At 71.4% G+C, this 12,837-nt stretch carries 13 protein-coding genes and 1 tRNA gene; all 14 read right to left on the reverse strand.

Annotated elements, in window-relative coordinates:
* Positions 1–41: 41 nt before the first annotated feature.
* The 14 genes from OR600_RS07475 to OR600_RS07540 all read right to left on the reverse strand — a co-directional run bounded on the left by OR600_RS07475 (position 42) and on the right by OR600_RS07540 (position 12,802).
* Positions 42–809: a copper homeostasis protein CutC gene (locus OR600_RS07475; protein ID WP_168354055.1), complete on the reverse strand. Its 768-nt coding sequence runs from the start codon at positions 807–809 to the stop codon at positions 42–44.
* 68 nt (positions 810–877) lie between these two features.
* Entirely contained in the window at positions 878–1,558 is a 681-nt protein-coding gene (locus OR600_RS07480; protein WP_135978331.1) for a vWA domain-containing protein, read from the reverse strand.
* Between the two features lie 177 nt (positions 1,559–1,735).
* Complete coding sequence (locus tag OR600_RS07485) at positions 1,736–2,788, reverse strand: macro domain-containing protein (RefSeq protein ID WP_265590935.1); 1,053 nt, start codon at positions 2,786–2,788, stop codon at positions 1,736–1,738.
* Between the two features lie 292 nt (positions 2,789–3,080).
* A tRNA-Thr gene (locus tag OR600_RS07490) sits at positions 3,081–3,156 on the reverse strand.
* 48 nt (positions 3,157–3,204) lie between these two features.
* Positions 3,205–4,401 (reverse strand): 2-thiouracil desulfurase family protein, encoded by a 1,197-nt coding sequence (locus OR600_RS07495; RefSeq protein ID WP_444979514.1) that lies wholly within the window; start codon positions 4,399–4,401, stop codon positions 3,205–3,207.
* A gap of 25 nt (positions 4,402–4,426) precedes the next feature.
* Positions 4,427–5,341 carry a SurA N-terminal domain-containing protein gene (locus OR600_RS07500; RefSeq protein WP_265590937.1) on the reverse strand — a complete coding sequence of 305 codons (915 nt, stop codon included), beginning with the start codon at positions 5,339–5,341 and terminating at the stop codon, positions 4,427–4,429.
* Between the two features lie 109 nt (positions 5,342–5,450).
* Positions 5,451–6,545 carry an isocitrate/isopropylmalate dehydrogenase family protein gene (locus OR600_RS07505; protein WP_265590938.1) on the reverse strand — a complete coding sequence of 365 codons (1,095 nt, stop codon included), beginning with the start codon at positions 6,543–6,545 and terminating at the stop codon, positions 5,451–5,453.
* Positions 6,546–6,578: 33 nt separating this feature from the next.
* Entirely contained in the window at positions 6,579–7,145 is a 567-nt protein-coding gene (locus tag OR600_RS07510) for a hypothetical protein (RefSeq protein ID WP_135978327.1), read from the reverse strand.
* 49 nt (positions 7,146–7,194) lie between these two features.
* The gene (locus OR600_RS07515; RefSeq protein WP_265590939.1) at positions 7,195–7,659 is read right to left on the reverse strand and encodes a ZIP family transporter; all 465 of its coding nucleotides are present in this window, start codon (positions 7,657–7,659) and stop codon (positions 7,195–7,197) included.
* Positions 7,649–8,686: an NAD(P)-dependent oxidoreductase gene (locus OR600_RS07520; protein WP_135978325.1), complete on the reverse strand. Its 1,038-nt coding sequence runs from the start codon at positions 8,684–8,686 to the stop codon at positions 7,649–7,651. Before OR600_RS07520 ends, OR600_RS07515 begins: the two co-directional genes overlap by 11 nt.
* Before the next feature lie 59 nt (positions 8,687–8,745).
* On the reverse strand, positions 8,746–9,861 hold the full coding sequence (locus OR600_RS07525) for a DegV family protein (protein WP_204407703.1): 1,116 nt from the start codon (positions 9,859–9,861) through the stop codon (positions 8,746–8,748).
* A 146-nt stretch (positions 9,862–10,007) separates the two neighbouring features.
* Positions 10,008–10,595, reverse strand: a complete 588-nt coding sequence (gene hpf / locus OR600_RS07530; RefSeq protein ID WP_135978324.1) for a ribosome hibernation-promoting factor, HPF/YfiA family — start codon at positions 10,593–10,595, stop codon at positions 10,008–10,010.
* A 150-nt stretch (positions 10,596–10,745) separates the two neighbouring features.
* Positions 10,746–11,732, reverse strand: coding sequence for a substrate-binding periplasmic protein (locus tag OR600_RS07535; protein WP_135978323.1), 987 nt, complete (start codon positions 11,730–11,732; stop codon positions 10,746–10,748).
* Positions 11,733–12,082: 350 nt separating this feature from the next.
* Positions 12,083–12,802, reverse strand: coding sequence for a ComFC family protein (locus OR600_RS07540; RefSeq protein ID WP_135978322.1), 720 nt, complete (start codon positions 12,800–12,802; stop codon positions 12,083–12,085).
* Positions 12,803–12,837: the final 35 nt, after the last annotated feature.

Consider the following 12,837-nt stretch of genomic DNA (forward strand, 5'->3'; position numbering starts at 1 on the left):
CCCTTCGCGCAAAACCGCGCGCCACGCCGCCCCCGCAACCCCTACCGCAGCACGGCCACCAGCTCCCGGACCGTCCCCGGGTCCACGCAGGGCAGCCGCTCCGGCCCGCAGCCCGGTACCGAGAAGTCCACACCGTGGGCCACCGCCGCGGCGCCGGGAGCGGTCACGAATCCCGAGCAGGACGAGTGCACCTGCCCCACGCCCGTCTCGGCCACGAGGGCCGCCGCGTTGCCCGGGCGCACGCCGGATCCCGGCAGGACCTGCACCCGCCCTCCCCACGCAGCCTGCAGGTGGGCGATGAGCCCCGCGCCCTCCGGGGCCGTGGGCGCCTGGCCGCCCGTGAGCAGGCGGTCCACCCCCACACCGGCGAGGATGGCCGTGGCCCCGTCGGCATCCGGCACCAGGTCGAAGGCCCGGTGAAAGACGGCCTCCGCCCCCGCTGCATGGGCCCGGCCCACCACCTCCCGGACGCGTGCAACATCCACGGCGCCCTCGGGCGTCAGGCAGCCGAACGCCACCCCGTGGGCACCGGCTGCAAGCAGGGCGTCCACCTCGGCCAGGAGCTGGGACCAGTCGGCATCCCCGTAGCAGAAGCCACCGGCGCGGGGCCTGGCCATGGCCACGACCTGCAGCCCCGTCATCCGACGCACCGCCTCCACGGCGGCCACGGTCGGCGTGAGGCCGCCTAGGGGCAGTGCCGCGTTGAGCTCCACGCGCCCGGCGCCGCCCTCCTCGGCCGCAAGGGCGTCGGCGACACCCCCGCAGCAGACCTCGACGGTTATGGGACGGTCAGGCGCGGCACTGCTCACGGCGGCTCCTCTCGGCATGCAGGCGTTCACCCAAGGGTAGCCGACCCGCCGTGCGACGGCACCGCCCGCTACCGACAGAAGCGCCCGCGACCGTGGCCCCTTCCACCACCACGGCGGCGACCCTCGTCGGCCTTGGTGGGCGCTGACCAAGAGCCGTCCACCGCACCGCAGGACCTAGCCTGGGCCACGGCGACGGCAAAGGAGTCGAACGCCGCCCAGGTGCCGGTCTCGTCGGCCGAGTAGCTCGTGGCCATGGCCGGCCGGATGCCCATGGACGCGGCGTGGGAGGCAACGTCGATATTGGCCCCCAGGAACAGGAACTCCCAGCCCTCGCGCTCCTTGCCCTCGATCATCTCCTTGACCATGGGATAGGTGAAGCTGCCGCTGGCGTTCTCCTCGCCATCGGTGATGATGGCGAAGGTGGTGTGGTCGGGCCTGAAGCCGTCGGGCAAGTGGCTCTGCACAAGGGCCACGCGCTCGATGGTGCGGCCCACAGCGTCGAGCAGCGCGGTGCAGCCGCCGGGGACGTAGTCGGAGCGCCTGAGCGGCTCGACGGTCTCGATGGGTACGCGGTCGTGGACGACCTCGAACCCCGTGTCAAAGAGCACGCACGTGACCCAGGCGCTCCCCTCCCCCGTGCGGTTGCGGTCGAGCACGGAGTTGTACCCTCCCACGGTGTCGGCCTCGAGCCCGGACATGGACCCGCTCTTGTCGATGACGAACACGAGCTCCTCGTTGTGACCCTTCATGACTGGCTCCCTTCTGGGGCGGCGCCCCGTCGACTGAGCACAGCCTACGGGGCCCCGGTCAGGCGGAGGTAACCTGCCGGGCGACATCGCGCCGCGGCAACGTGTGACAGCGGTGCCTTGTGACAGCGATGCCTGGCCCATCTGTCACTTCGCATATTGCCTTGTTGATGCGGGCGGTCAGGCGCCGAGGAACCGCTGGTCGTAGGCGTAGAGGGCCTCGTTGATATCGAAGATGTCGTAGCGGCCCTCCTCGATGAACCACCGCACGATGACGTCTGCGGCCGACGACGGGCTGAACGCGTAGCCGGCGCGCGCAAGGAGGGTCTCGGCCTGGGCCAGGGGCAGCTCCAACGCCACGGCGAGGGCCAGGACCGTGGGCTTGCCCGGGCGGTAGTCGGGGTTGGAGCGAATCTTGGAGAAGTGCTGCCGGCTCATGTTGGCGCGGTGGTACACGGCGGAGTCGGCGAGGCCGCGCTCGTCGATGAGGTCGAGGAGCGTATCAGAGAAGCCCTTGTCGAGGGAGGCGAGGCGCCGGGAGAGCAGGTCCTTGACGGAGTGCCGCCGCTTCGGCGGCACTGCGGCGTCCCGGGGAGTCGCGCAGGGGGCCGCCTGCGGCATCGCGGGCGCCGCCTGGGGAAAGAAGGCGCCCGTGTCCCCGGAGGCCATGGAGCGGTCCAGGTCCGGCGACGACCCGACGTCGACGCCTTGCTCGGCGAGGTAGGCCGTCAGGCCGGGGGGCAGGGTCCGACGCAGGGCCGCGGGCTCGTCGAGAAGGACGAGGGAGACCTCGAGGGAGTCGTCGGTGTCGGCGAGATAGCCGGTGATGGCCTCGGTGGCCACCTCGAGGGCGGTCTCGCGCGGCATGCCATAGATTCCGGCGGAGATGAGGGGGAAGGCCACCGACCGGTCGCCCAGCGAGGACGCCACGGCGAGGGCCGACCGGTAGGCCGAGGCCAGGAGCTCCCGCTCTCCGTGGCGGCCGTCTTGCCACCGCGGGCCCACGGCATGGATCACGTGCCCGACCGGCAGCCTGAAGGCCGGGGTGGCCACGGCCGATCCCGTGGGGCACGGGGCCACGGCACGGCAGGCGGCGTCGAGCTCGGCGGGGCCGGCCGCCTCGAAGATGGCCCCGCACACGCCCCCACCGGGGGCCAGCCGCTCGTTGGCGGCGTTCACCAGGGCGTCCGCCGGGGTCTCTGTCAGATCGCCATGGCGCAGCTGGAACGGCATGGGGCTCCTCTCGGACGGCATGGGGCTGGTTTGCATGGTGACAGATTGTGGGCGCCGGAGCAGGACCCGGAAACCCCCCCCCCCGGCACCCGGCATGCCCCGGGCGAGGTCGTTTGGTGGTTTTTCATTCACGGATTCATGTAAACCACCAAACGGGCACTCGTTTGGTGGTTTTAGGGCTCCACTCCCAGAGAAAAGTACCAAACGGCCAGCGCGGCATGTGCAAACCGCTGCAAACTCGTGCCAGAAAAAAGGTCGGAGGGCAGACACACCCTCCGACCTGCGATTTCCCTGGAGCCAGTTATCGGACTTGAACCGATGACCCCCGCTTTACGAGAGCGGTGCTCTACCAACTGAGCTAAACTGGCGCGACCTCGTAGTATACGGGCTCACCCCCGGAATTTCAACCCCGGCCGTCAAAGCCTGGTGAGCACGCCCCTCAGCAGCGCCTCGAAATCCGCCCCGTGGCCCTCGGCATAGGAGAGCACGGTCTCGTGGGAGACGCCGGGCGCCCCCGCCTTGTTGGCCGACAGCGTGACGCCCAGCACCTCCATACCCAGGGCGTGGGCCAGCACCACTTCGTTGACCACGGACATCGCCGTGTAGCTGGCGCCGCAGAGCGCCATGGCGCGCGCCTCGGCCGGGCTCTCGAAGCTCGGGCCGGAGATGCCCGCCAGCACGCCCTCGGAGAGCTCGACACCCTGGTCCCCGGCCACGGCCTTGGCCACCTGGCGCAGGTACGGCGTGTAGGCGTCGCTCATGTCCACGAAGGCGTTGTCCACGCCACGCAGGGCCTCGTCGCCCACGAGGGGGTTCTGGCCGGTGAGGTTGAGCTGGTCGCTCACAAGGCCCAGGCCGAGCGGCGCCTGGCCGTCGATGGCGCCGGCCGCGGCGGCGAACACGATGTCACGGCAGCCCAGGTGGTGCGCGTGGCGCACGAGGCTCGTCACCTCGCGCACGGAGTAGCCCTGGTACAGGTGCACGCGGCCCGGGTAGACCACCACCGGCACGCCGTCGAGCGTGCCCACGGTGGCCTCGAAGCTATGGCCCGCCACGGGGCGCGCCCCCGCGGGGAAGCCGTCGATGTCGGCGTACGGGATGCGGCGCACCGGCTTCACGAGCCTCGCCACCGACCCTAGGCCGCTGCCCAGGCAGATGGCCACGGGATGCTCCATGGTGGGATGGCAGCGCTCGACCGTCTTCTCGTCTGTCACGAAAAACCCCTCCTTCACGAGCAGGTCGCAGGCGATGCCGTCGCCTGCCACAAGGTTGCCGGAAAACGTGCCGTCGTAGACACGGCCCCTGCCGCAGCTGGGGCTCTTGGCCTTGAGCACGCAAAAGGCCGGCCGCACGCGCCGCGCCGTCTCCAGCGTGGCCCGGGCGCCGGCCTCGAACTCATCGGTGACGTCCTGGCCAGACTCCAGGCACACGCGGCCGTCGCGAATCTCGGCCGGCGGGCGCGGGATGGGCAGCCCCCCGGCGCACTCCGGGCACACCGGGTGCGCGGTGACGCCCGGGCGCGAGCAGAGCCCGATGACCCCGTCAACGGGCTTGGCGCCCCCGTCATAGCGACAGGGGGCGCCAAGAAGACAGTTGCTCACCAGGATGTCCATGGGTCAGCCAATCGGAGGCGCGGCCTTACGACACCAGCTCCCCGATGGAGATCGAGGCGTTGGCGAGCAGACCGTTCACGTACTGGCTCCACGTGGCCGACTGGCTGCTGGCCTGCTGCGAATACTGCTGGTAGGCCACATAATACGCCGTCATGGCCTGGTCGTAGGTGGCGGAGTCGGCCGAGAAGCTCTGGTCCTTGAGGGCCGCGTAGTACGGGCCGTCCTCGCGGGCCCAGGTGCCCTTGTCGGCGTCCCACTCGTCGCCGAGCAGGCCCACGATGTACTTGCCGTAGTCCGCGGTGGCGGCGTCCTCGGAGCCCTCGGCGGGCTCGGCCGGGGTCTCGGGGGCCTGGGCGGAGTCGTCGGTGCCCACGACCTTGTCGTAAAGGCGCTTGACGCCGGCGGACTGGCGCACGACCTCCTTGACCTCGTCCTCGCTCATGCCGTAGGTGGATGCAAGGCTGGCATAGTCGTCGGTGCCCAGGGTGTCCTTGGCGTAGGTGGCCATGTCCTCGTCGGAGACCTCGATGCCCTCGGCCTTGACGGCCACGGCGAGCACCTGGTTGCGGGCGTAGTCGAGCACGTTGTCGGCGGAGGGCATGGTGTAGGTGCCGTCGTCCTGCTTGGCGGCGTCCACGCCCGTGGCGGCCCCGAGGGCCTGGCGCGCGGTGATGGCGTGGGTCTGGCCCTGGTAGACGTAGGAGCCCACGGTGCTGTCGAGCTCGCCCTCGGAGAGTGTGGTCTTGCCCGTCACGGCGCCGCCGGCAAAGCCGCCGAGCAGGAACTTGCCCACGAGCACGCCGATCACGGCCGCCGCGACGACGCAGACCGCGAACACCGGCACGGTGAAGCGCTTCTCGGCCGGCTTCTTGGGGGCCTTGGCCTTGCCGCCCTTGTCGTCGCCCAGGGACGACAGGTCGCCCTTCTTCTCGTCTGCCATGAGACGGATCCCTTCTCCTCGGTCATGTGCATCGATGCAATGCGATGATTTTGACAGGTTCTGTATAGGAAACCAAAAACTCTCTTTAAATGCGAGGGGAACCACAACCCTACACACGTGCCCTGACGGCTTCCGCAACGGCGTGCCCGTACGCGGCGCAGCCCACGGCCCCCTCGGCGGAGTCGGTGAGGGCGCGGCAGATGTCGGCCGTGACGCTCGTTCCCTCTGCCAGCACCTCGCGCACGGCGTCGCGCACGGCGTCGGCGGCGCCGGGCTCCCCCAGGTGGTCGAGCATCATGGCCGCCGAGAGAATCAGGGCCGTGGGGTTGGCCATGTCCTTGCCGGCGATGTCGGGCGCCGAGCCGTGGGTGGCCTCGAAGATGGCGCACTCGCTGCCGATGTTGGCGCCGGGGGCGAGCCCCAGGCCGCCGATGAGGCCGGCGCAGAGGTCGCTCACGATGTCGCCGTAAAGGTTGGGCAGCACGAGGACGTCGAAGTCCGCCGGGTCGCACACGAGGCCCATGCAGCAGGCGTCCACGATGCGGCACTCGAAGGCGATGTCGGGATAGTCCTCGGCCACGCGCTCGGCCACGTGCATGAACAGGCCGTCGGTGGCCTTCATGATGTTGGCCTTGTGCACGCAGCACACCCTCCTGCGGCCGCGGCTGAGCGCGTACTCGAAGGCATAGCGCACGATGCGCTCGGAGCCCTCGGGCGAGATGGGCTTGACCGAGATGGCCGAGGAGGGCCTGATGGCTCCGGGCGTGCGCTCGTTCACCGAGGCGATGATGTGCCCCGCCTCGGGGGTGCCGGCCTCAAACTCCACGCCGGCGTAAAGGTCCTCGGTGTTCTCGCGCACCACCACGAGGTCCACGTCGCGGTAGCGACTGCCGTCCCCGGGCATGGAGAGGCACGGCCGCACGCAGGCGTAGAGGTCGAACGCGCGGCGCAGGGCCACGTTGATGGAGCGGAACCCGGAGCCCACCGGGGTGGCGGTGGGGCCCTTGATGGCGACCTTCGTCTCGGCGACGGCCTCGAGCACCGAGTCGGGCAGCGGCGTGCCGCACCCCTCGTAGACCTGGGCCCCCGCGCGCTCGCGCCTCCATCGGACGTCGACGCCGGTGGCGGCGACGACCTCCTCCATGGCCGCGGCAATCTCGGGGCCGATGCCGTCCCCGGGGATGAGGGTGACGTCGTGGGTCACGGGACTCTCCTCTCTCTCTGCTCCGCGGGACCGTCAGCGGTCGGCCTTGGCGGCCTCGACGATCTCCTGGGAGTAGGCCTTGATGTAGGGTAGCGTGGACTTCTCGGCGTCGAACGAGACGCGCTCGGCGAGGGCGTCGCGGACGTCCTTGGGCGCCGGGCCCTGGGCGAACGACACGAGGGCCACGAGCATGTCGCGGTACTCGGGATCGCCGTGGAAGCACTGGACCGCCTCGTCGAGGACGGGCCACACGCGCCCGGCCTCCTCGGCGCCCCCGAGACCGGCCTGGACGATGAGGCGGAAGGCGGCGAGGCGCACCATGGAGGAGTCCTCGTCGAAGAGCGACGCCTCGGCGCTCTCCACGGCGGCGGCGCAGGCCTCCTTGTCCACCGCGGCGAGCGAGGTCAGGGCGGAGAGCACCTCCCAGCGGGTCTGGGCCTCGGGGCGCTCGAGGGCGTCGCAGAGCTCCTCGACGTGGGACGCCACGGCCGCGGGGTCCTCCGCCGCGAGGGCGGCCACCGCGTGGGCGGCGTCCTGGCGGGCGCGCCTACCGGGGGCGGAGAGGTCCTCGATGAGCTTCTCGATGTCGTTGTCGGCCATGGGTAGGCCCTCCTTTCTGGGCGCCTCGGTGCCGGCGCCCCGCAATCTGTCAGCGGCGCTTCTCGGGGTCGGAGACCGACATGAGCTCGGGCTCGTCGGACTCCCCCTCCCCATCGGGCCTGCGTCTGGCCCAACCGGTGCCGGTGGAGGCGGTCCTCTTGGGCCGGGGGTGGCGGCCCTTCCTGGTGTTGAGGCCCAAGAAGCGGTCGTGGGTGACCCACGGGCCCACGGCCTCGCCGTAGCCCATCTTGAGGCCGGCGATCACGCCGCCCAGGCAGCCGACGGTGCCGAAGGCGAGCACCGACCAGCCCGTGGCCCAGACGAGGGCCGAGACGAGGATGCCGGCGGCGTAGGCGACGGCGTTGTACTTCCAGTAGGTCTTGCGGTCGGTCACGTCCTCGGCGAGGCGGCTGCCGATGCCGAAGCCCAGCACGATGCCGAAGATGGCGAGCATGAGGCCCACCACCGCCATGGCGAAGCCGTCAGTGCCCATGGCGAAGCCGTCAGTGCCCATGGCCCTCCCCGGAGCAGCCGCAGCCGTCGTGGCCGTGGTGGTGGCCGCCGCAGCAGCCGTCGCCGTGATGGTGGCCGCCGCAGCAGCCGTCGCCGTCGCCCTCGTCGTCCAGGGCCGCGTGGGACCAGTCGAGGCCGGCCGCCGCGGCGTCGGCCTCCTCCTCGTAGAGCACCTCGAGGGCCTGGGTGCCGAGGTCGGCCCCGCCCACGGCCGCCAGGGTGCGGTACAGGGTGCCCACGGTCTCGGCGCCGGGGAGCGCGAGTCCCTCGTCGTCGGCGGCCTCGACGGCGAGGCCGAGGTCCTTGGCCATGTGGCACACCTTGAACCCGGGCTTCCAGTCGCCCTCCTCCATCTTGGCGGCGAAGGCCCCGAGGGCGCGGGTGGCGCCCATGCCGGAACCCACCATCTCGCAGACCTCCCCCACGGGCAGGCCCTGGGCGCGGGCGAACGCCACGGCCTCGCAGGCGCCGACCATGGCGCCCGCCAGCGAGACCTGGTTGCAGAGCTTGGCCGCCTGGCCGGCGCCGGGGCGCCCGAACCAGAAGATGCGGCTGGAGAAGGCCTCCAGGGCGCCCAGCAGCGGGGCCGCCTGGGCCTCGGTGGCGCCGGCGATGAGGGTGAGGGTGCCCGCCTCGGCGCCCTCCTGGCCGCCGGTGACCGGGCAGTCGAAGGCCGTGACGTCCATGGCCGAGGCGGCCTCGGAGAGCTCCCGGGCGAGCTCCGGGCGCGATGTGGTGAGGTCCACGAGGAACGTGCCCGGCTCGGCGGCGGCCAGGAGACCGTCGCGGCCCAGGTACACCTCCTCGACGTCCTCCGGCATGCCCACCATGGTGAAGACCGCCTGGGCACCCTCGCAGGCCGCCGCGGGGGTGGGGGCCCACCGGGCGCCGGCGTCCAGGAGGGGACGGGCCTTCTCGGGGGTGCGGGTGCACACGGTCACGGCGAAGCCGGCCTCGAGGAGGTGCCGGGCGATGGGGGCACCCATGATGCCGCAGCCCACGAAGCCGATGCGTTCGATCTTTCTCATCCAGTACCTCTCTTGGGAATCGGGCCCCGCCCCCTCGAAGGCGACGGGGCCGGTCGGGCTCAGCGGTCCTTGGTGCGCCGGCCGCCCACCCTGGAGGCGATGCGCTCCGAGAGCGAGCCGTGCTCGCGGCGGTCGCGGCCCCAGAAGACGAGGGCCACCATACCCGGGCCCACATGGCTGCCGATGACCGGCGAGACCGAGCTGCGTACCACGATCATGTCCTCGCAGCCCTTCTCCTTGCGCAGCAGCCCCTCGAGCCAGTCGCCGTCCTTCTCGGCGTCGGCGGTGACGATGCCCACGGGCATGGAGCGCTCGCCGTCGCTCGCGTCGCGGAAGTCCTCCACGATGGCGCGGATGGCCTTCTTGCGGCCGCGGCACATGCGCTTGAAGGTGAGGGCGCCCGACGGGTCGTAGGAGAGCTCCGGCTTGATGTCGAGCTTGCCGCCGAGGCTCGCGGCCGACGCGGGGATACGGCCGCCGCGGGCCAGGGCGTCGAAGCTGTCGAGGGTGAAGAAGCCGTGGATGAAGTTGCGGGCCTCCTCCACCCAAGCCACGAGGTCGTCGAAGGAGGCGCCGAGGTTGGCCTGGTGCACGGCCTCGATGGCCAGCAGCTGGGCCGCGGCCGAGGGGCAGCGGTTGTCCACGACGGCCAGCCGGAAGCCGGGGTGCTCGTCGCGCACCATCTGGGCGGCCTCCTCGGCGGCCCGCACCGACGAGGAGAGGGCCTCGGTGAACCCGAGGTAGATGGTGGGCTTGCCCTGCTCGGCGGCGCGCTTGAAGACCTCGTAGTAGTGGCCGGGGGTCACGGCACTCGTGGTGGGGTAGGTGCCGCGGCGCATGGAGTCGTAGAACTCCTTGGCCGTCACCGATTGGAACAGGTCGTCGGTGCGCTCCTCGCCGTCCACCACATAGGGAAACCCGACCACCTCGACGTTGAGGGCCTGGGCGATGGCAGGGTCGAAGTCGCCGCACGAGTCGACGATGATGTGCACGTTGTTGCGGCTGCTGCGGAAGCGGCGCACGTGCTCCTCGCGGGCCCGCTCATCGGCCTCACGGCGCTCCTCGGCCCGGGCGTCGGCCTCCTTGCGGGCCTGGCGCTCCGCCTCCTTGCGGGCGCGCTCCTCGGCCTTGGCCTGCCCCTTGGTGGGGACGGTATCAGCGTTGTCGGTGGTCACAGGGCCCTCCCGTTCATAGGCAAACAGCGTTTGATTTTACCCGTTGGGCGCCGCCGGGGCGACGGCGGCCCAAGACCCCCACGGATGCGGGCGCCGGCCCCTCGTGGGGTCGGCGCCCGCCGGTGCCGCCGATGATGGCGAGGGACTCAACCCTCCCGCTCGTCCTCGGGCTTGAGGATGCCGTAGCCGCCGTTCCTGCGGTGGTAGATCACATGGACGTTGCCGGTGACCATGTCGCGGAAGACGAAGAAGTCGTGGCCCAGGAGGTCGGCCTGAACGAGGGCATCCTCCTCGGTGAGCTTGGTGTACTCGATGTACTTGGTGCGCACGAGCTCCTCGTCGGCCTCGGCCTCGTCGCCGAGCACCTCCGCCTCCAAGGCGGTGTTGGCCTGGACGGTCTCCATGCCTTCCGCACGGCCGGCGCGCTGGCGGCGCTCGACGACCTTGGTCTTGTACTTGCGCATGCGGCGCGTGACCATGCGGGCGGCCTCGTCGATGGCGGCGTACATGTCGTCGCCGGCGCTGGAGACGCGGATGACCGTGCCGCGCACGCGCACGGTGACCTCGCAGATGTGCTCGTTGATGCCGCTCTTGTAGTGCTCCACGCGCAGGGCGACGTCGGCGGTGAGGGGCTTGATGTCGAAGACCTTGAGGGCGTCGCCGACCTTCTGCTCGGCGTGGTCGCGCAGGGCGTCGGTGACCTGGATCTTGCGTCCATAGACGGTGATTGCCATGGTGGATCCCTTCTCGTAGGTTGCCAGGGTCTTAGCGGCCGGGCCGCCGTGTTGCTGCGGTTCCTATACCCGTTTACTTCTGAAACTCCCATGAAAATATCGTCGACAGCAGAAGAACACGGCCGGCGGGCCCGATGGGGCGGCGAAGGGTCAGCCGATGGACGTGACGGCGTTGGAGCCGGCCGAGGACCCGTCGCCCGACCCCGGGGACGGCACCGAGAAGGCACCGTCGGAGCCTGGGTCCGTCGCAGAGCCCGAGGCGTCGGCAAGGCCGCCGGACGCCGCGAGCTCGATGAGGGAGTCGGCGCCGAGGACGGGCAGGTCGCCCACCCACCGGCTTCGGATGACGCTCAGGACGCCGTTCGACCCCACCGCGTCCAGGGCCTCCTGGACCGCGGCCACCAGGGCGTCGTTGGACGGGTCGACCCCCGCCCCCACGGACCTCGGCACGTCGACGGTGCCGAGGAGGTCGACGGCGGGGTGCTCGAGGGCCACGTAGGCCCCCTCGTAGGCCGAGCACGCGACACAGGCCACCTCGCCCTGCTCCAGGGCCTCGAAGGCCGAGTCGATGTCGTCGTAGGGGCGCCCCGCCGTCGCGAGGACGTCCACGGAGGCCAGGGCGAGCTGGGCCGGGGACCCCTGGACCACGGCCACCCCACGGCCGAGGACGTCCTGGAGGTCGAAGGGGCCCTGGTCGTCGCCCACGAAGACCCCCACGGCCTCCTCCATGTAGCTGGAGACCACCGACAGGCCGGTGCCGTCCTGGGCGCCCACCCCCAGTACCACGTCTGCCCCCTGGGCCGAGGCGTCCTCGACGGAGGGGGCGCACACGAGGTCGAGGGAGAGACCCATCTGCTGGGCGAGGGCCGCCGCCACGTCGACGTCGATGCCCTGGAGCGTGCCGTCCGCGGCCTCCATGACATGGGGCGTGCCGGCACTGGCGAGCACGGCCACCCTCAGCACCCCGTCCCGCTGGATGACGGGGGGTGCCACCGACACCTGGGCCTGGGCCTGGGCGCTGCGCAGGGCCTGGGCCTCGTCCACGGTGGTGGTGACCGGCGCCTGGCATCCGCCGAGGGGTGTCGCCAACACGAGGGCGAGGACGGCCCCAAGGGCCTTGGATCGGGCGGGGGACATGGGCTCCTCCTGTCGTTGTCAAGTACCCGGGTCGTGGGCCCCGGGCCGTCTCTGCCGGCTGACCTGGTCTTCGACCCCACACTCGCGCACGGGGGCTCTCGCTCGGACGCCGCGGCGCCTTCACTACCCGCCCTCTCCCCCGGGAGGCCATGGGGCCCCGCAGACGGTTGACGGGAGGTGCGGCTTACTTCTAGGACGAGCCGTGATCGCCGCCGCGCGCACGCGGCGGCTTACGTGGATCCCTTTGGCCTCGTCTGCCATGGACTAGGACGCCCTGTGAGTGGCGCCCGCAACCACAGACCCGGCAAAGACGTTAGGAACTATACCATCGGCTGAACGCTGTCCGATAATCACCACGTGCGGGCCACGGAAACGGTCCACACGCCCGCGGCGCCGGCGGCGAGCAGAGACCGGGCCGCCTCGCGCACCGAGGCGCCGGTGGTGACCACGTCGTCCACGAGGAGCAGGCGGCAGCCGGACACGTCCTGGGCGCACGAGAACGTCCCGGCCACGTTGGCGGCCCGCTCCCCCCTCCCCAGCGAGCGCTGGTCGGCGGCGTGGCCACGGAAGAGCGCGTCGGCCAGCGGGACGCCCTCCATGGCGGAGAGGCACGCCGCGACGTCGGCCATGGGGTCGAACCCGCGGCGCCGGAACGCCTCGGCCGTGGAGGGCACGAAGCACAGGGCGTCCAGCGAACCCGGGTCCACGCGGCCGCGGTCCCAGGCCGAGGCCTCGTCGAGAGCGCAGGCGCACGCGGCGGCCAGCACCGGGGCGAGCCGGCGCTCGTGGCCGTCCTTGTACACCTTGACCATGCGGGAGGCGGGCCCTTCCAAGGAGAAGGCCGAGACGGAGGCCTCTGTCTCCCACGAGCCGTCGCACTCCGTGCACACGAGCCAGCCCCCGGGCGCACCGCACACGGGGCAACAGAAGCGCTGGTCTATCCAAGGAAGCCTGAGCCGGCAGCGATCGCAGAGCAAGTTGCCGGGGCCGTCGCACCCGGCACAGCGGGCGGGCCAGAGCAGGTCCCGGGCCAGTTCGGCCGCACCCGCGAGGCCTGCGGAGACGTCCATGCACACCACCCCCTCGGCAGGTGGGAGGGGGTGGT

It is taken from the genome of Granulimonas faecalis, assembly GCF_022834715.1.
In the GTDB taxonomy this organism is placed as follows: domain Bacteria; phylum Actinomycetota; class Coriobacteriia; order Coriobacteriales; family Atopobiaceae; genus Granulimonas; species Granulimonas faecalis.

Coding starts and splice junctions, on each gene's coding strand:
- OR600_RS07480 (WP_135978331.1), bottom strand. CDS start 1,558: ATGAAGGGTCACAACGAGGAGCTCGTGTTCGTCATCGACAAGAGCGGG.
- OR600_RS07485 (WP_265590935.1), bottom strand. CDS start 2,788: ATGCCGTTCCAGCTGCGCCATGGCGATCTGACAGAGACCCCGGCGGAC.
- OR600_RS07495 (WP_444979514.1), bottom strand. CDS start 4,401: ATGGACATCCTGGTGAGCAACTGTCTTCTTGGCGCCCCCTGTCGCTAT.
- OR600_RS07500 (WP_265590937.1), bottom strand. CDS start 5,341: ATGGCAGACGAGAAGAAGGGCGACCTGTCGTCCCTGGGCGACGACAAG.
- OR600_RS07510 (WP_135978327.1), bottom strand. CDS start 7,145: ATGGCCGACAACGACATCGAGAAGCTCATCGAGGACCTCTCCGCCCCC.
- OR600_RS07515 (WP_265590939.1), bottom strand. CDS start 7,659: ATGGGCACTGACGGCTTCGCCATGGGCACTGACGGCTTCGCCATGGCG.
- OR600_RS07520 (WP_135978325.1), bottom strand. CDS start 8,686: ATGAGAAAGATCGAACGCATCGGCTTCGTGGGCTGCGGCATCATGGGT.
- hpf (WP_135978324.1), bottom strand. CDS start 10,595: ATGGCAATCACCGTCTATGGACGCAAGATCCAGGTCACCGACGCCCTG.
- OR600_RS07535 (WP_135978323.1), bottom strand. CDS start 11,732: ATGTCCCCCGCCCGATCCAAGGCCCTTGGGGCCGTCCTCGCCCTCGTG.
- OR600_RS07540 (WP_135978322.1), bottom strand. CDS start 12,802: ATGGACGTCTCCGCAGGCCTCGCGGGTGCGGCCGAACTGGCCCGGGAC.